The sequence below is a fragment of the Streptomyces flaveolus genome, from assembly GCF_044765825.1.
Lineage (GTDB): Bacteria > Actinomycetota > Actinomycetes > Streptomycetales > Streptomycetaceae > Streptomyces > Streptomyces flaveolus.
Map to the genome: position 1 here is coordinate 120,593 of NZ_JBIWKU010000010.1, position 16,963 is coordinate 137,555.

Here is a 16,963-nt window from a genome sequence, read left to right on the forward strand (position 1 = left end):
ATGACCTGGGTGGCCGCGGTCGCGCGGTTGCGAGCCCGCCGGGAAGCCGGCGTGCTCGTGACCGTCGCGGCCGTGCGCGGTCACGCCCCGCGCAAGGCCGGCGCCAAGCTCGTCGTGGGTCCGTCCGAGACGTGGGGTTCGATCGGCGGCGGCAACATCGAGGCGGTCGCGATCGACCGGGCCCGTGAGCTGATCGGCAAGCACGACGCGGAGCCGGAGCTGATGGAGTTCAAGCTCAACGACAAGGTCACCAACCGGCACGGCGTCCAATGCTGTGGCGGCGCCGTCACCGTCCTGCTCGAACCGCTGCCGGTGGTACCGGCGGTGGCGGTGTTCGGCGTCGGTCACGTCGGGCTGGAGCTGGCCCGCATCCTGGCCCGCCACCACCTCGATCTGCACCTGATCGACACCCGCCCCGACATGCTCACCGACGAACGGCTCGGTGTGCTGGCGGACGCGGTGGCGCAGATCCACGTGCACCACACGCCGCTGCTTCCGGAGGAGGTGCTCGAGGAGCTGGCGCCGGGCACCCACGTCCTGATCATGACGCACGACCACGCGGAGGACGCCGCGCTGGCCGACGCCGCCCTGCGCACCGCCGGTCTCGGCTCGATCGGCTTGATCGGCTCGGCCGCCAAGTGGACGCGGTTCCGGCACCGCCTGGCCACCGAGGGCGGCCACGACGCCGCCACCATCGACCGGATCAAGACCCCGATCGGACTGGCCGAGATCACCGGCAAGGAGCCCGCCACGATCGCGGTGAGCGTCGCTGCGGACCTGCTCCGGACCTTCGAACAGGACGGCCGCTGAGCGGTTCCGGTGATCGGTGCCGGCCGGCCCGGACCTCGAGTCAAGCAACAGGGACGACGGCGGACCGGCCTTGTAGGAGTCTACGAAGTGCCGGTCCCTGCCTGCGGGGTTTTCATGTTTTCCACCCCTAGCTGACGCCCCATCGCTGGCTGTGTACTCCTCACACAGCCGCTCTTCGCATGCCGATGAATTGTGAAGCCCGAGAGATGCGGCGGTGCCCCGCATGGGGCGGAGCATCCGGGGAAGCCCCCACCGTGTCCGAGAAGGAGTGACCGTGACCGCGCACACCCAAGAAGCGAGCATCCAGGACCTCAAGCGCGCCTGGATGGAAGAGGCGATCAGCCTGGCCACCAACAGCGTGAGGAACGGCGGCGGCCCGTTCGGCGCACTGGTCGCCAAGGAGGGGAAGGTCGTCGCGCTCGGGAACAACCAGGTCACCGCGACCCTGGACCCGACGGCGCACGCCGAGGTGAGCGCGCTGCGTGCCGCCTGCAAGGAGCTGAACACCTTCTCGCTCGAGGGCTGCGTGCTGATCACCTCGTGCGAGCCGTGTCCGATGTGCCTGTCCTCCGCGCTGTGGGCGCGCGTCGACGGGATCGTCTACTCCGCCGACCGGCACGACGCCGCGGTGGCCGGCTTCGACGACCGCAAGTTCTACGACCTGTTCGACAAGAAGCCGCAGTCGATGTGGCCGACGCGCGTCGAGCACCTGGACCTGCCGAACCGTACGGCCCCGTTCGACGCGTGGCTGGCCAAGTCCGACCGCGTCGACTACTGACCCGGCGTCAACGGCAGCCCGTCCGCGCGCCCGGGCAGCGGTGACCCCGCACATCACCGCCGCCCGCGCCGACGAACCCCTCCCCCTCCGCCGCCGCCCCACGTGACCAGCGCGCTGCCGGCCTGATCCTCGCCTTCACCGGCACCGGATCGACCACGAGGAGAAGCGGCTGCGCGCCGAGTGCGTCGAGATCACCATGCAGCTGCGCGAAGAGCCCTGGGGCGAACGCCTCGTCCAGGTCACCGACCCCAACGGCGTGATCGTCCAGTTCGTCGAGTGGATCGCACCGTCCTGACCCCGGTATCCGCCGACGCAACGCCCGCCCGGGCTTCCGGGCGGGCGATCGTCACGTGGTCGGCTACGGTGAGAACAACGACGTCCCGACCATCGACATCATCTCCGCCGAGATCGACTTCGTCGGCCACCTCGTCGGCTCCTGCAACGACCTGTGCGAGCGGCTCACCCCGTGCCCCCGCACCGAACGACGAAGGAAGCAGACCCTTGATTTTCATCACCGTGAAGTTCCGTGTCCTTCCCGAGCACGCCGACCGGTGGCCGGAGGTGGTGGAGGATTTCACCCGCGCGACGCGCGCCGAGCCGGGATGCCTGTGGTTCGACTGGTCCCGCAGCCTCGAGGACCCGGCGGAGTACGTTCTGGTGGAAGCCTTCCGGGACGACGAGGCCGGTGCGGCGCACGTGGGCTCGGCACACTTCAAGGCGGCGCAGCAGACATTGCCGCCCCACCTCGCCGAGACCCCCAGGATCGTCAACGTGAAGGTGCCCCAGGACGACTGGTCGCTGCTCGGCGAGATGGCCGTCGACGAAGGCTGACGCGGGGCACGGCATCACCGAAGGGGCGGAAACCGGCCGTACGGGCTTCCGCCCCTTCCGCCTGTCCATCCAGGCGGCGTACTTCCACCCTCGTGTGCCGAACCAGGGTGAGGCCGTGCTCTCACTTCCGGTCGGGGCCCAGCCAGGACGTGGCGGCCGGCAGCAGGCAGCGCACGCCCGGTTCGAGGGTCGGCTCGGGGACCGGCGCGAGCAGCGGCGAGCGGTTGTGGGGGATCTCCGGCGGGATGCCGTCCGTCAGGAGGTCGGCGCCGGCGAAGGCGCCCGGGCCGAGTCCGCCGAACGTCCAGTACACCGACGGCGCGCCGAGCGCCGTTCCGAAGGCACCGAAGTCCTCGCTGCTGGACACGGTCTCGGAGCCGACGGCCGCGGAAGGCTGAAGGGGGCAGAGCGAAGGCACTGCGGCCCGCGCTGGTCCGTGGCGCACCGCATGCAGCAGGCGGCCCCTCCCCCGGAGAGGAGGGGCCGCCTGATCATGGTCGTCTCCGCATACGCCGACGGCTACGCGGGATCCAGCACCGGCCGGTCGGGGAGCCCGCCGTTCTTCTCGCAGCCCAGCTCCTTGGCCATGGCCAAGGAGAAGGAATGGGCCACGGTCGCGTAGGCGTCCTTCAACGCCTCGACGTTGTCCTCGTCCTCCGTCGGCATGCCCCAGCGCTCCACGCCGATGTCGACGAGGGCCTCATTCATCCTGTTGGGGAATTTGTCACTCCGGCACGCGAACAGGACCGACGCCCTGTTCGCCGCGGCCAGGGTGCGCTCCCCCATCTTCAGCACGGTGAAATCCGGGGCCGGAGTTCCCGTCGAGTTGCCGTCATCCAGCCGCCAGGTGACCCGGACCGCGAAATCCGGCGTACCGTCGGCCGTGTAGATGCGGCAGACGTCGTCGCGTCCCCCGGTGGGGGCCGGAAAAGCCGCGACAAGGTCCGTCGCGGCCTGCGCGACGGTGGACTTCTCCCCCGTCGCCCCGAACCGCGACGACCCCATGATCACCTTCAGCGCCTTGGACGCCTGGGCGGACACGGCATCGCCACCGCACAGTTGCGTCCCCGCCACAGCCTTGTCGGCCGCCTCCTCGTCTCCGTCCCCACCACAACCGGCGACCCCGAGACACAACGAGCCGGCCACGGCCGTGGCAAGGAGTCCGAAGCGCACCGGCCTACGACTGATCACTATCCGCATCCTCACGTCTCCTCGGCCGCCGGCCTCAGCCGGTCTCCGGGTCGTTGCCCTGCTGGTTCTCCCGGTCGTTGCCGACCCCGTAGCCGATCAGCATCGATTCGCGCAGGTCCTGCCCGAACTTGCTGTTGGGGTCCACGCCGTTGTGCCGCAGGAACTCCTCCATCGGCGCCTCGGCCATGCCCTCGCCGGCGGAGTAGATCTTGGTCTTCTCCTCCCTGGTGAGCTCCTCCAGCTTCTCCTTGTGCTCGTCCACCGAGTTGTCGGAGATGTCGCCGACCATCTGGCCGATGAGCTGTTCGGCCGCACCACTGGCGGTGTCGGTCGCCAGCGGGATGAGCACCGCGGCCGTGCCCACGGCCGCGGTCGCGGGCAGGAAGGCGACGCCCGCCGCGATGCCCGCCGCGGCCCCGAACTCGACCCAGCCCGCCCGCTTGGCGACCGCCTTCTCGTAGTCCTCGTGGGTCTTGAGGTTGGTCGCCTCCACCTGGTCGGCCCGGGACTGGTCGAGCATGCCCTGCACCTCGGCGCCCACGCGCACGGTCGCCCTGGCGGCGCCCTCGTCGTCGATCTTTCCGTTCGGGCCCACGGTCTCTTCCAGCGCGCTGCGGGTGTAGACCTGCTCCGCGGTCGAGACCGTCGCGTAGGCGTCCGGGTGCTGACCCAGGGTGCTGAGGAAGCCCCGGACGACGCTCCGCCCGTTCCCGTCCGCGGTGTCCGCGAAGTCGAGGTGCCCGTCCGGGTTCTTGCCCGGCGCGAACACGCTGTCCGGATCGTTCTTGTCCAGCGCCCAGTTGATGTCGTCGATGTAGCCGGCGCCCATGACGCCCAGGCTGTCGGCCATCGCCTCGTGGTGCTCCTTGAGGAGCCCCGGGTCCGCGGCGTACTTCTCCATGACCTTCTGCATGACCGCGGCGTTGTCCTCGTCCCGCACCACGCCGGCGTCCGGGTGCCCGGCCGGGTAGCCGAGGGTCGCTGCCTCCAGGGCATGGCCGAGGGCGTCGGGCATCTGGTCGAGCGACGCCTTGAGCTCCTTCTCGTCGAGCGAGTTGACGTCGGGGAAGGACTCCCACTTCTCGTTGCCGAAGAAGTCGAGGTAGTTGTCGATCGCCTCGCCGTCCTTGTTCTTTCCGAGGTCGGCCGTGGCGCCGTGGTTGACCGTGCCGTCCTCGTTGTACGCGGTCGGGGGGTCGGTGAAGAACTTCTTCGCCGCTTCCGGACTGTTGCCGAGCGCTTCCAGCATGGCGGTGGCCGGGTCGTAGCCGGCTCCGTTCACGCCGGAGGGGTTGAACGGGTTCTTGAACGGACTGTTCACCACCTTGTTGTCGGCGAACATGTACGGGTCCTTCTGATGCAGCTGCGCCACGTGTTCGGCGATCGGGTTGAGGAACTTCGCGTCGTAGTTCCCGTACCGCATGATCCCGCCGAGCAACTGGTATCCGAACGGCCCGCCGTAGTCGTGCTTGGCCAGCGGAATGCGCTCCGTACCCAACTTGCGCAGCTCCGGACCCCACTTGTCGGTGAATTCCTTGTCGTGGGAGGCGGTGGCCAGGTTGAGGCCCAGGTTCTTCTGGAGCTCCTGGACGTCCTTGAGGCGCTCCTTGTCGACCTTGCCGTACTCGTACGTGTCCGTGGAGAGCTGGCCGAAGAACGCGAGCGACTTCTCGGGGCCGAGCTTCTCGTAGAAGCTCTTGGAGAAGTCCACCGACGAACTGTTGTCCCTCAGCAGCTCGTTGAGCTGCTGAAGTTCCGTGTGCGTGATGTCCCGGCCCTTGGCCGCCAGGGCGGCGGCGCGGGCGGCCTCCTCCTGGTCCAGCTTCGTGTACGTCGGAGCGCTGAAGTCCTTGCGGTCGGTGACGTTGGCCTCGAGGGTGTTCTTCAGGGCGACGTCGGTGTCGTTGCAGTTGTCGACGATGAGGTCGATCCTCTTCTGCCACGACTCGATGTTCTTCTTCTCCTCCTGGAGAAGACTGCTGTAGTCGGGGTCGTGCCGCGCCGCGGGGATCTCGGACAGCGGGTTCTTCGCGGTGACCTTGCCCTTGCCGTCCACGCGGATGCCGGCCGCGGGCCCCTCGTGGTCCCGGATGTTGACCAGGTCGTCCTTGGCCTTCTTGATGGCCGCGTGACCCTCTTCGAGGATCAGCTTCACACCCTTGGCCTCGGCCGCGGCGTCCGCGAACTCCTTGGCCGTCTTGCCGATGAACGCCTTGGTGACACCTGCGTTGACGCCCTCCCAGGACGCCTTGTCCGCCTTCGTCTTCATCCCGTCGGCGGCGTCGGTGGCGAGCTTGTCCAGCTTCCCCGCCATCTCCGACCAGTCGTCGGCGGCGGCCTTCAGCTTCGCCACCGGGGCGTCGATGATGTCCTCGTACTTCAGCATGTTCCGCGCTCCCCCGAGCCCTATTTCATGTATTCCGTAAGCACGGATATCCGCGTCAGATCGCCCTCGATCTTCGCCTCGTCCTCGGCGTGCCGAGCCTTGCTGTAATCAAGGTGATTCGAGATCTGCCCGCAGGCGTCCAACAGCGTCTTCAGGTGCGTCTGCCAGAAATCATGCACTTTCATCACGGCCGAACCGCTCACGAAGTTCCCGTTGGTCAGCGCCGTCGCCGCGTCGAACGTGGAGGCACGGGCGATGTCGCCCTCCTTCCCCAGCCGGCCCAGCAGGTCGTACGCGTCACTGCCGATGGCGCCGAGGTCGTCCCGATTGACCACCAGGTCCTGTCCGCCGCCGCCACCTCCGCCGCCTTCGGCCGGAATGCTGTCGATCTGCATCGCGGTGCGCTCGGCCGCCGCCGCGCGCAGTTCGGCCCATTCTTGCTCGAACGTCATGAATTCCCCCAAGTCCATCCGGGCAGGCCACTCCACCGTATTCGCGCGGCCACCGACCTGATCACCTGTCCCTTCTATCATCACCCGGCCGTACCGTTGACCGTGCGGGCGATGGCCAGGATCTCGTCGATCTGGAGGTAGCGCACGTCGGTCACTTCAGGTAGTCCAGGATCTCCGCATCGCTGTCCATCAGCTCGGCCAGGACGTCGTCGACCTTCAGCTCGGCCCGGTGCTGGGCGTCACGGATGGCCTCGATGGCAAGCTCCTGCTTGCTGCGACCCTCCACCTGACCGGTATCACACGAGCGCTGTCGAGCCGCGTCACCTGGAAACGTGGGCCGAGGATGGCGGCTCGCACCGCCTGCGGCGGTGCAGCGGAGACTTCCGCTTCGAGCGTCACCCGAGCGTCAAGGCGCACCGTCTTCGGACCACATCGCAGGTGGTGACACGGCCGACGCCTTACCCTCTGCCGCCCGCCTCTGGCTGTGACGCGTCGGGCAGCGGGAGCTCGATGCGGAAGGTGCAGCCCTGGCCGGGGGTGGTGACGAGGGTGAGGCGGCCGTTGTGGGCGGTGACGAGAGCGTGGGCGATGGCGAGGCCGAGGCCGGAGCCGCCGGTGGTGCGGGCGCGGGAGTCGTCGGTTCGGTAGAAGCGGTCGAAGACGCGGTCGCGTTCGGCGGGGGTGAGGCCCGGGCCCTCGTCGGAGACTTCGAGGACGGCCCGGTCGTCCACGGTGCCGACGCCGATGCGGATCGGGGTGCCGGGCGGGGTGTGGGTGACGGCGTTGCCGATGAGGTTGGTGACGACCTGGCGCAGGCGGGCCTCGTCGGCGACGGCGGGGGCGGTGGCGGGTCTTCCGCCGCCGGGGCCGGTGAGGGTGACGGGGCGGGAGACGTCCAGGGCGCGTACGTCGTGGAGGGCGTCGGCGGCCAGGGTGCGCAGGTCCATGGGGGCGAGGTCGAGGGCGAGGGCCGGTTCTCGGTCGGAGACCGCGTCCTCGTCAAGGCGGGCCATGAGGAACATCTCCTCCACCAGGCGGGTGAGGCGTTCGGACTCGGCGGCGATCCGGGTCATCGTCTGGTCGACGTCCTCGCGGGTGGGGAGGGCACCCATCCGGTAGAGGTCGGTGTAGCCCTTGATGCCGGCGAGCGGGGTGCGGAGTTCGTGTCCGGCGTCGGCGAAGAAGCGGTGGGTGCGGGCCTCGGCCTCGGCTCGGGCCTGGAAGGCGGTGTCGATCCGGTCGAGCATCTGGTTGAGGCAGGTGGTCAGGTGCCCCACCTCCGTATGGGGGGCGGCCAGTTCGGGGACGCGGTGGGAGTAGTCGCCGGCGGTGATGGCGGTCGCCGTCTCCTCGATGCGCGTCAGCGGACGCACCCCGGAGCGGACGGCGAACCAGCCGGCGACGGTGAGGACGGCGAGCAGGACGGCCCCCACGGTCAGGGAGAGGTTGCGGGTCTTGGTGGCGGTGCGGTCGACCTCGTCGAGGGAGGTGGCCACGACGACACCGCCCCCGCCCGCGGCCCTGTCGGGCGGGAACACCTGCGCCGGCTGGGTCAGGGCGATGACCCGCCACTCGTGGTCACCGCCCTTCGCGGGCACGGTGAAGGGCCGGCCCCCGTGGGCTACGACGGCCGCACGGTCCAGGGGCGGGAGTTCGGGACCGCCACCCGGCGGCGCGGTGCTCGTCTCGAACGTCGTGCGGGTGGCGCCGTCGTCGTCCAGATAGGTCACGGTGGTGTCGCCGAGGACGCTGAGGGCCTGCACGCTGGGCGGGGTCCCGGTGCCGGCGGGCGGGGCGAGGCGGGCGGCGATCTGCCCGGTGAGGACGAGCCGGTCGTCGACGCGGTCCTGGAGGTAGCCGTGCAGGGCCGCGGTGACGATCACGCCGGTGCCGAGGAGACCGACCGCGACCAGGGCTGTGGTCAGGCACAGCAGTCGGGTGCGGAGTGACAGCCTGCGCAGCCGTCGGTGTCCGGGCAGCCTCAGGGCGGCCCGCTTCACGCCCGGGGCTCGCGGATCACGTAGCCGACGCCCCGGACGGTGTGGATCAGTTTGGGCTCGCCCTTGTCGACCTTGCGGCGCAGATAGCTGATGTACGTGTCGACGATGCTGGGGTCGCCCCCGAAGTCGTACTCCCAGACGGCGTCCAGGATCTGGTTCTTCGTCATGGTCCGTTCGGCGTTGGCGACGAGGAAGTGCAGGAGGCGGAACTCGGTCGGGGACAGGTGCACAGTCCGGCCGGCCCGGGTGACGTGGTGGCTGTCGGGTTCCAGCGTCAGGTCGCCGACGGCGATCCGGGCCGGCTGCTCGCCCCGGGTGCGGCGCAGTACGGCGTGGATGCGGGCGATCAGTTCTTCGAGGTCGAAGGGTTTGGTGACGTAGTCGTCGCCGCCGAGCCGTAGGCCGTTCAGGCGGTCCTGGCGGGCGTCGCGTGCGGTGACGAAGAGGACGGGCACGTCGCCGCCGCGGCCGGGCAGGGGTGAGCGGGGCTGGGCCCGTAGGCGGCGGATCACCTCGAAGCCGTCCAGGTCCGGGAGCATCACGTCGAGCAGCACGAGGTCCGGCGTGCGGGCCGCGGCCAGTTCGAGGGCTTCCTGACCGGTTGCGGCGGCGTCGACGTCGAAGCCGGCGTAGCTCAGAGCGGTGCGCAGAAGTTCCCGGACGGTCGGCTCGTCGTCGACGACGAGCAGGTGGTGCCGGCCAGGGCGACCCACGGAGTGCGGGGGAGGTGCGGATGCCGCCATGGTGTGGATCGACGCCTTTGTTGAAGTGGGGACCGGGCTGACAGGGGCCTTCTCAGGAGATCACATGGAGCTCACGACACCGCGTCCGACGGGACGCGGTGGGCAGGTCGGGCGGCGGCCGACCGTCTGCCCGTGGTGCCGCGCCGCTGCGGGGTGGGGCCCGAACGCCGGGCCCGTCGGCCGTGCAAGCGGCTGCCGGCGTACGCGGCGAGGACCGCCAGGACGAATCCGGTCAGCGCGGACAGCCCCAGGCCGCCTTCCAGGCCCGCGGCCATGCCACCCATCTCGTTGCCCATGAGACTGACACCGATCCGCAGCGACCCCTGCGCGAGAAGAGGAAGCAGCAGGGCCGAGGCACCCACCGCGATGCCCGTGCGCAGGGCGATCTCCGCGTGGCGGTCGAGCAGGGCCTCGGAGTCCTCGCGCGGGGTGCGGGCGGGAGTGCGGGCGGAAGCCACGTACCCCGCGATCACCAGGAGGAGCAGCATGAGGGCCATGGCGAGCAGCCACACCGGTACGCCGGCGCCCGACCAGCCGCCGAGGTCGAGGGACTTGTCCGTGCCCGCCGCGTTGCCCTGAGCGGCGCCCGCGCCGCCGAGCATGCCGAGCAAACCGCCACCGCCTTCGGGCTGCAGCCGGTGCATGCCGGCCTGCCAGGAGGCGCCGAGGCCGGCGGTGAGCAGGACGGCGATCAGGTTGGGGCCGAGGAGCAGCAGCAGGCCCGCCGCCTTCGCCGCCTGGTCCCGGCCGGTCAGGGACGCGGCCCCGGCCAGAAGCGCGACGACCAGGGCCGAGGAGCACAGCACGGCTCCGATCCCGGTCACGGTGGAAGTGACGGCATGCCACTTGAGGCGCGGGCGGCCGAGGGCGAGGGGGCGTGGGAGGGTCGTACGACGGGCGGCGAGGCAGCCGAGGGCGAGTACGGCGCCGACCCCCAGCAGACCGAAGAAGACGGTCGCCGCGGTGTCGGTCTCGAACGTCACCGACGACAGCCCCTCGGTGAGACCTCCGCCTCCGAACCGGCTGAACGCTCCCGACGAGGCCCCGTTCCCGAAGCGCTCGGTCACCCTCTCCGGCAGCCGGGCCGTGCCCTGGGCCGTGCCGGTCAGGATCGGGAGGAGCACGGCCGTCGTCGCCAGCGCGCCGCCGCACCGGGCCCACAGCATCGCCGGGGCAGGCCGCCGCCGTCGGCGCAGGGGCCGGAAGAAGCCGATCGCAAGGACGGCCGTGCCGAGGAACGTCAGCATCAGGGGCGTCACCGCTGCCTCACCGGTCAGGCCGAGGCTCAGGCCGCCACTACCGCCGCCCAGTCCCCCGAGCAGCCCGCCGAGGCCGCCACCCAGACCGCCATCGAGCCCGCCGCCGCCGTCGGACCCGGCGGAGGGCGTCGATTCCACGGTGACGCCGCCGCCGACGGCCATGCTCACCATCGTCGGCACGAGGCGGGCGACGGGGGCGATCGCTCCGGCGCCGAGGACGGTGAGCGCCGCCCATGCGGCGGCTGTCATCGCCAGGACGGCGGTCGCGACAGAAAGGGCTCCTTCAAGGGCGTGGCGCCAGGGCGAGCCGGGTGGACGGAGGGACGGTGGAGCGGAGGACATGGGGCAGGCTCCTGTGGACGACATGACGGGGTACGGGAGAGGGGTACGGGGCGGCGGGAGAGGGCCGCCGCCCCTTGGACTCGGGCGGGGCTCTCGGCCCCGGTCCCGGCACGGGCTCAGTGGCCGGTGCCGGTTCCCGCGGGTTCGACGACGCTGTCGGGGCCTTGGGACGGCGTCTCGGCAGTGCCGGTCATGGCGTAGCTCCGGTCCCGCTCAAGCCGCTCGCCCTCCACGTCCAGGTCGGGCACGAGGCGGTCCAGCCATCGGGGCAGCCGCCACGCGCGCCGGCCGAGCAGGGCCAGGACCGCCGGGACGAGCGCCATGCGGACGACGAAGGCGTCGAAGAGGACCGCGGCGGCGAGCCCGAAGCCGACGGTCTTGAGCATCTGCTCGTCGGAGCCCATGAAGGCGGCGAACACCGAGATCATGATCACGGCGGCGGCGGTCACCACGCGGGCACTGTGCTCGAAGCCGCTGATCACGGAGTCCTTCGGCGACTGCCCGTGGACGTACGCCTCGCGCATCCGGGTCACCAGGAAGACCTCGTAGTCCATCGCGAGTCCGAAGACGACGCCCACCATGAAGATCGGCATCATCGACATCACGGGCCCCGGTACCGCGACCCCGAAGAGCGAGGACAGCCAGCCCCACTGGAAGACCGCGACCACCGCGCCGAGGCCGGCGAGGACGGAGAGCAGGAAGCCCAGAGCCGCCTTGAGTGGGACGAGGAGGGAGCGGAAGACGGCGATGAGCAGCAGGAACGCCAGGCCGACCACGAGTCCCAGGTACGGGACGAGGGCGTCGGACAGTTTCTGCGAGACGTCGACGTTCATCGCCGTGGATCCGGCGACCAGGACGCGGGCGTCGTGTTCACCGGCGACCGCCGGGTCGCGCAGCGCGTGCACGAGGTCGGCCGTCTCGGTGCTGGACGGCGCGGTCGCGGGCACGACCGAGAGGACGGCCGTCTCACCCGACTCGCTCAGCTTCGGCTGTCCGACCGCCGCGACGTCCTCCCGGGCGCGGATCTCCCCGGCGACATCGCGGGCGGTCTCCTGGGCACTGCTTCCGCCCTCGGCTTGGACGACCACGGTCAGAGGGCCGTTGTAGCCGGGGCGGAAGCCGTCGGCGACCAGGTCGTACGCACGGCGCTGCGTGGACGAGGCGGGCTTGGACTCATCTCCCGGAAGCCCCATCTCCAGGGAGGTCGCGGGAACAGCGATCGCGCCGAGCACGGCGATCCCGCCCAGGAGGACGGCGATCGGGCGCCGGACGACGAACCGCGCCCAGCGCACGCCCATGGCCGGATTCGGCCGGCCGTTCTTGCCCCGGCGGCGGGGGCGGGCGGGAGCGATGCGGCGTCCGCAGAGGCCGAGCAGCGCGGGGATCAGCGTGACGGCGATGAGGACCGCGATGACGACCGTGCCGGCGGCGGCGAGACCCATCTGTGTCAGCAGCGGGATGCCGACGACGCCCAGTCCCGCGAGGGCGATGATCACGGTCAGGCCGGCGAACACGACCGCGGACCCCGCGGTGCCCACCGCGTGAGCGGCGGCATCCTCCCGGTCCCTGCCCCGGGCGAGTTCGGCGCGGTAGCGGGACACCACGAACAGGGCGTAGTCGATGCCGACGGCAAGACCGATCATGGTGGCGAGCCCGCTCGTGGTCGAACCGAGGCCGAGCGGCTCCGCGAGCACCTTGATCGCCAGGCCGCCGATGCCGACTCCGAGGACGGCGGTGAGCAGCGGAAGCCCGGCGGCGAGGATTGAGCCGAAGGTGATGACGAGCACGACGGCGGCGACGGCCAGGCCCAGGGCCTCCGAGGAGTGTCCGCCGGACATCGCGTTGACCGCGTTGCCGCCGACTTCGACGGTCAGCTCCTGCGAGCCGGCGTGCTCGACGGTGCCCTGCAGTGCGTCGCGTGAGCCGTCCTCCAGTTGCGAGGCGGGCACCTCGTACGACACCTGCGCGTACGCGGTGGAGCCGTCAGCGCTCACGGACCGGGTGGCGTACGGGTCGGTGACCCGTACGACCTGCGGACCGTCCCCGAGCTCGCGGACCGTCTCCTGGACGGCCTTCTTCGCCTCGGGGTCGGTGATCTGGCCGCCCTCGGCGCGGAACACCACACGGGCCGTCGCGCCGTCGGCGTTCAGCTCGGGGAAGGCATCCTCCAGGAGGTCGTACGCCTGCTGTGCCTCCGTGCCCGGCATCGAGAAGTCGTTCGGCGGCGGGGCGGGAGCCCTCCCGGCCAGCACGCCCGTGCCCACGAGCAGTACGACCCACAGCAACGCGACCGGCCAGCGCCTCCGGAAGGAGAACCGGCCCAGCCTGGAAAGGAACGTGGCCACAGCAAGGGCTCCCAGTCAGGTCGAGGCTCATCGGAACAGCCACCGACGCTGTCACCCCGGCCTGAAAGGACCCGGAGAGATTCTGGGAGTTCCCTGAGAGATCCGCCGCCACGGCGAGGGCGGGGCGGCGGATCCCGGGCGAGGTCGCCCCGGAGAGGGCACGACTCACAGGAAGGTCACCGGGTCGCTTCGAGGTGGGCACCGATCTGCAGGAACGCCTGGACGAGCGGGGCGGGCGGCACGGAGGAGGAGATGACCTGGGAGCCGAAGTGGACGACGACGAGGTCGAGGCCGGGTGAGACGAAGAGCCGCTGGCCGTGGATGCCGCTGGCCATGTAGGAGCCGTAGGGATCGTTCAGGACCCACCACAGGTCGTGGTACGAGAGCGTGGCCGGCGAGTCGGGGGGCGCGGCGGGGAAGCGTACGCGGCGGGGGTAGCCCTCGGAGACGCCGCTGACGACGGTGGTGGCCACCTCCTCGGGCACCACCTGCCGGCCGCCGACCGCTCCGCCGCAGCGCATCATCTCGCCGAGGCGGGCGACGTCGCGCGCCGTGGCGCTGAAGCCGCCGCAGGCGGCCTCGACCCCGTCGCCGTCGAGGATGTAGTAGGCGTCCTCATCGGCCCCGAGCTTGGACCAGACGAGTTCGCCGAGCAGGGCCGAGGTGGTCAAGCCGGTGATGCGGCGCAGGACTTCGGCGAGCGTCTCGACATTGCCGTTCTCGTAGCGGAACTCGGTTCCGGGCGCGCCCGTGGCGCGGGCGGTCAGGAGGTGTTCGCGGATGCTGGTGGGCCCGTTGTAGCCGAAGGGGCGGAGCGGCGGGGCGATGACGGCGTAGTACCGCTGGGCCTCGATGGCCTTGTCGAAGGGCCGGCCGGCGTAGCTGACCTGGGTGCCCATGTGCAGCAGGTCCTCGACCGTGGACTCACCGAAGGCCGTTCCGGCGAGTTCGGGAACGTAGGTGGACGCGCGGGCCGACCGGTCCAGGAGCCCCTGGTGCGCGAGGATCGCCGCCACGAGGCCGAGGTAGGACTTGGCCGCCGAGGCGTTGAAGTGCGGCGTGTGCCGCTCGGTGCCGTGCAGGTACGTCTCGTGGACGACGGAGCCACGGTGCATCACGAGGAACGCGTCGGTCTGCGCCACCGCGAAGAGGTCCCGCAGCGTGAACTTGGTGCCGTCGCCCACGGCGATGTCGAGGGCGTCGAGATCTGTGGGCTCCTGGGAAAGGGCCCGGCCCGGTTCAGGGCCTCGCCACACGCGTCGGCTGGGCGAGAGCTCACGGCCGGCGGAGGTGAACCGCCGGATCCAGGCGGGGTCGGTGTAGCCGCGGGTCCACAAGAGATCACTCAGCGGGGCCATCTCGGTCATGCGTCACTCCAGACAAAGCATGTACTCATACGCGTCACGCGTTAACGTACAGCTAGTTCAGTTTCATGAACAGGCTCCAACGCGTCCGCAGGAGAGTCGACCCAAACCGTTGACCCAGCCCCGGACGGGCACTACGTTGCAAAATCAATCGATCGATATCAGACAGTCTGTACGGGACTGTAGGACTGCCTCGAATCCTTCTCCGGCTGCCGCGCGCCCCCGGCGCCGCCCCGTTCGCACCGCCTCCGCACCTTCCCCGCCCGAGCCGCAGGAGTGCCACATGGCCGAATCACCCCCGTCCGCCCCGCCGCTGGATGCCACCGGAGCACCCCCAGGTCCGGTGTTCGACCGACGGCGGGCATGGCTGATCACCGCGATGATCGTGACGTTCATGCTCATCAACTACGCCGACAAGTCCGTGCTCGGGCTCGCGGCCGTGCCGATCATGGACGAGCTCGGCATCAGCAACAGCGCGTACGGGGCGATCTCCAGTTCGTTCGCCCTGCTGTTCAGCCTGTCGGGTCTGGTCGTGGGCTTCGTCTCCGCGCGGGTCTCCAGCCGGGTCCTGCTGTTCACCATGGCCGCGCTGTGGGCGGTGGCGCAGCTGCCGGTGCTGTTCGTCGCGTCGGTGCCGGCACTGGTGGCCGGACGGGTACTGCTCGGCGCGGCCGAGGGACCCGCGGCGTCGATGTCGATGCACGCCCTGTACAAGTGGTTTCCGGCCGACCGGCGGGGCCTGCCCTCGGCGCTGCAGATCAGCGGCGCCGCGCTGGGCACGCTCGTCGCGGCGCCGGTCGTGACGTGGCTGATCACCGGCTTCGGCTGGCGGTCGGCGTTCCTGGCGCTCGCGGTGACGAGCCTGGCGTGGAGCCTGGTGTGGTGGAAGGCCGGGCATGACGGGCCGTACGGCCAGGGGAGCAATCCCGGTGGAGGCACGCACCCGCCCGCCGGCGCTCCGCACGGGTCGCCGAGCCGGGAGCGGCTGCCGTACCGGCGGCTGCTGCTGAACGGTACGGTGCTCGGGAGCATAGCGGCGGCGTTCGGCGCCTCATGGGCACTGGCGTTGAGCCACGCCTGGTTGCCCGTCTACCTCCGTACGCAGCTCGGCATGACGCCGGGCGGGGCAGCCACCCTGATCAGCGGCGTCTCCGCCTTCAGCCTCATCCTGCTGCTGGCTGTCCCGCCCCTGCTCGACCGGTTCCGTCGACGCGGCTTCTCCGCCCGGAGGTCGACGGGTGTCCCGCAGGGAGTCGCTGTGGTGGTCGCGGGCCTGGCCATGGCCACCTTCCCGTTCATCGACGCACTCTGGGCCCATCTCGCCCTACTGGCGGTCGCCTTCGGGGGGCACGCCATCGTCTTCCCCCTGCACTACATGACCGCCTCCGCTGTGGTGCCCCCGCTCCAGCGCGGCGCGGTGTTCGGCATCGTCGCCGCGACCGGCACTCTGCCGGGCCTCGTCGCCCCTTACGTCACCGGGCATCTGCTGGACTCCGCCACCTCGCCGAGTTCCGGCTACACCCAGGCCTATCTGCTCTCCTCGGCTGTCATGCTGCTCTGCGGCCTGGTGGCGCTGGTCACCATCCGGCCGGAAAGGGACGCGCGGCGACTGGGCCTGACGGCCGAGACCGGCCTTGCCGCCCGGCCGGCCGCCGGGACCTGAAGTCACGGACAGCGCCCGGCACCCGAGCGGCGGCGCGGCCGGCCTTCCGCACCGAGGACGGAACGTTCGGCGCATCGGCCCGGCCGCCGGCCGCTGCCGCCGGCTCAGGACGTCGGCTCGAAGCCGCTCGCCCAGTACCGGCCGCGCATCGCCAGGTCGAGCAGCATCCGCACGACCTCCTCGGCAGGCAGGGACGGGGTGTCCTGCTCCACCCACCAGCGCAGTACGGAGATCTGCTCCCCCACCCATACACGGGCGAGCAGTTCGGGGTCGATGCGCGGCCGTACCGCGTTGCGGTCCGCCCGGGCACGGAACTCCTCCGCCGTGGCCCGCGCGCAGGCGTCCGTGAACATCTGCAGCGGCTTGCCGTCGCCCTCGCCTCGCAGCACGATCCGGTACAGATCGCGTTCCTCGCGTGCGTGCCGCAGCATCTCCAGGACCGGCTTGCCGGTGAACCCGACCGCGCTGTCTGCGACGACCGGCTCGAGTCGTTCGGCGAGCCCGGCCAGGAGGTCGTCCGTCACACGGGCGAACAGGTCCTCCTTGTCGCGGAAGTGGGCGTAGAACGTGGCCCGCGCCACGTCCGCCCGTTCGGTGATGTCCTCCACGGTCAGCGCGGTGAATCCGCGCTCCAGCACCAACTCCACCAGGGCAGCCCCCAGGGCGCGGCGTGACCGCCTCGTCCGTCTGTCCTCGGCCATGGACCTCTCCTCGATCGTCGTCGCCCTGCTGCCCGCCCAGTCTAGAAGACCCTTGACACCTCAACGGTTACTGAACAAGCTGTATGTAAACGTTTGGA

Annotated in this window: 14 protein-coding genes and 2 pseudogenes; 5 read left to right on the forward strand and 11 right to left on the reverse strand. The window is 70.7% G+C overall.

Going from position 1 to position 16,963, the window contains the following annotated elements:
- From xdhC to ACIRG6_RS27675, 4 genes and pseudogenes are all read left to right on the forward strand, one after another.
- The gene (xdhC, locus tag ACIRG6_RS27660; protein WP_225631558.1) at positions 1–810 is read left to right on the forward strand and encodes a xanthine dehydrogenase accessory protein XdhC; all 810 of its coding nucleotides are present in this window, start codon (positions 1–3) and stop codon (positions 808–810) included.
- Positions 811–1,078: 268 nt separating this feature from the next.
- Complete coding sequence (locus ACIRG6_RS27665) at positions 1,079–1,588, forward strand: nucleoside deaminase (RefSeq protein WP_364677655.1); 510 nt, start codon at positions 1,079–1,081, stop codon at positions 1,586–1,588.
- A 92-nt stretch (positions 1,589–1,680) separates the two neighbouring features.
- Positions 1,681–1,883, forward strand: a pseudogene (locus ACIRG6_RS27670) (VOC family protein); the annotation flags it as partial.
- A gap of 206 nt (positions 1,884–2,089) precedes the next feature.
- Positions 2,090–2,419: a putative quinol monooxygenase gene (locus ACIRG6_RS27675; protein ID WP_364677653.1), complete on the forward strand. Its 330-nt coding sequence runs from the start codon at positions 2,090–2,092 to the stop codon at positions 2,417–2,419.
- Positions 2,420–2,540: 121 nt separating this feature from the next.
- Here the strand turns inward: ACIRG6_RS27675 and ACIRG6_RS27680 are convergent, their stop codons facing one another.
- The 10 genes and pseudogenes from ACIRG6_RS27680 to ACIRG6_RS27725 form a co-directional block, all read right to left on the reverse strand.
- Positions 2,541–2,786: a hypothetical protein gene (locus ACIRG6_RS27680; RefSeq protein WP_364677651.1), complete on the reverse strand. Its 246-nt coding sequence runs from the start codon at positions 2,784–2,786 to the stop codon at positions 2,541–2,543.
- A gap of 152 nt (positions 2,787–2,938) precedes the next feature.
- On the reverse strand, positions 2,939–3,619 hold the full coding sequence (locus tag ACIRG6_RS27685) for a hypothetical protein (protein WP_364677650.1): 681 nt from the start codon (positions 3,617–3,619) through the stop codon (positions 2,939–2,941).
- A 25-nt stretch (positions 3,620–3,644) separates the two neighbouring features.
- On the reverse strand, positions 3,645–5,996 hold the full coding sequence (locus tag ACIRG6_RS27690) for a hypothetical protein (protein WP_364677648.1): 2,352 nt from the start codon (positions 5,994–5,996) through the stop codon (positions 3,645–3,647).
- A gap of 20 nt (positions 5,997–6,016) precedes the next feature.
- Positions 6,017–6,448, reverse strand: a complete 432-nt coding sequence (locus ACIRG6_RS27695; protein WP_364677646.1) for a hypothetical protein — start codon at positions 6,446–6,448, stop codon at positions 6,017–6,019.
- Between the two features lie 151 nt (positions 6,449–6,599).
- Positions 6,600–6,731 (reverse strand): annotated as a pseudogene (locus ACIRG6_RS27700) (ribbon-helix-helix protein, CopG family); the annotation flags it as partial.
- A gap of 175 nt (positions 6,732–6,906) precedes the next feature.
- Positions 6,907–8,448 carry a sensor histidine kinase gene (locus ACIRG6_RS27705; protein ID WP_364677643.1) on the reverse strand — a complete coding sequence of 514 codons (1,542 nt, stop codon included), beginning with the start codon at positions 8,446–8,448 and terminating at the stop codon, positions 6,907–6,909.
- Positions 8,445–9,191: a response regulator transcription factor gene (locus tag ACIRG6_RS27710; RefSeq protein ID WP_364677642.1), complete on the reverse strand. Its 747-nt coding sequence runs from the start codon at positions 9,189–9,191 to the stop codon at positions 8,445–8,447. Before ACIRG6_RS27710 ends, ACIRG6_RS27705 begins: the two co-directional genes overlap by 4 nt.
- Positions 9,192–9,262: 71 nt before the next feature.
- A complete protein-coding gene (locus ACIRG6_RS27715; protein ID WP_403324915.1) occupies positions 9,263–10,816 on the reverse strand; it encodes a streptophobe family protein in 1,554 nt (517 codons plus the stop codon).
- Positions 10,817–10,908: 92 nt separating this feature from the next.
- Positions 10,909–13,137, reverse strand: coding sequence for an MMPL family transporter (locus ACIRG6_RS27720; protein ID WP_403324916.1), 2,229 nt, complete (start codon positions 13,135–13,137; stop codon positions 10,909–10,911).
- Positions 13,138–13,313: 176 nt separating this feature from the next.
- Positions 13,314–14,504 (reverse strand): serine hydrolase domain-containing protein, encoded by a 1,191-nt coding sequence (locus ACIRG6_RS27725; protein ID WP_364677637.1) that lies wholly within the window; start codon positions 14,502–14,504, stop codon positions 13,314–13,316.
- A gap of 280 nt (positions 14,505–14,784) precedes the next feature.
- On the opposite strand from ACIRG6_RS27725, the gene ACIRG6_RS27730 reads away from it, so the two are divergent.
- Complete coding sequence (locus tag ACIRG6_RS27730) at positions 14,785–16,164, forward strand: MFS transporter (RefSeq protein ID WP_403324917.1); 1,380 nt, start codon at positions 14,785–14,787, stop codon at positions 16,162–16,164.
- A 104-nt stretch (positions 16,165–16,268) separates the two neighbouring features.
- On the opposite strand, the gene ACIRG6_RS27735 is transcribed toward ACIRG6_RS27730, so the two are convergent.
- The gene (locus tag ACIRG6_RS27735; RefSeq protein ID WP_364677634.1) at positions 16,269–16,865 is read right to left on the reverse strand and encodes a TetR/AcrR family transcriptional regulator; all 597 of its coding nucleotides are present in this window, start codon (positions 16,863–16,865) and stop codon (positions 16,269–16,271) included.
- Positions 16,866–16,963: the final 98 nt, after the last annotated feature.

Bases quoted from the DNA above. Each gene is read 5' to 3' on its own strand.
- xdhC (WP_225631558.1), top strand. From the start codon at position 1: ATGACCTGGGTGGCCGCGGTCGCGCGGTTGCGAGCCCGCCGGGAAGCC.
- ACIRG6_RS27685 (WP_364677650.1), bottom strand. From the start codon at position 3,619: ATGCGGATAGTGATCAGTCGTAGGCCGGTGCGCTTCGGACTCCTTGCC.
- ACIRG6_RS27690 (WP_364677648.1), bottom strand. From the start codon at position 5,996: ATGCTGAAGTACGAGGACATCATCGACGCCCCGGTGGCGAAGCTGAAG.
- ACIRG6_RS27695 (WP_364677646.1), bottom strand. From the start codon at position 6,448: ATGACGTTCGAGCAAGAATGGGCCGAACTGCGCGCGGCGGCGGCCGAG.
- ACIRG6_RS27710 (WP_364677642.1), bottom strand. From the start codon at position 9,191: ATGGCGGCATCCGCACCTCCCCCGCACTCCGTGGGTCGCCCTGGCCGG.
- ACIRG6_RS27715 (WP_403324915.1), bottom strand. From the start codon at position 10,816: ATGTCGTCCACAGGAGCCTGCCCCATGTCCTCCGCTCCACCGTCCCTC.
- ACIRG6_RS27725 (WP_364677637.1), bottom strand. From the start codon at position 14,504: ATGACCGAGATGGCCCCGCTGAGTGATCTCTTGTGGACCCGCGGCTAC.
- ACIRG6_RS27730 (WP_403324917.1), top strand. From the start codon at position 14,785: ATGGCCGAATCACCCCCGTCCGCCCCGCCGCTGGATGCCACCGGAGCA.
- ACIRG6_RS27735 (WP_364677634.1), bottom strand. From the start codon at position 16,865: ATGGCCGAGGACAGACGGACGAGGCGGTCACGCCGCGCCCTGGGGGCT.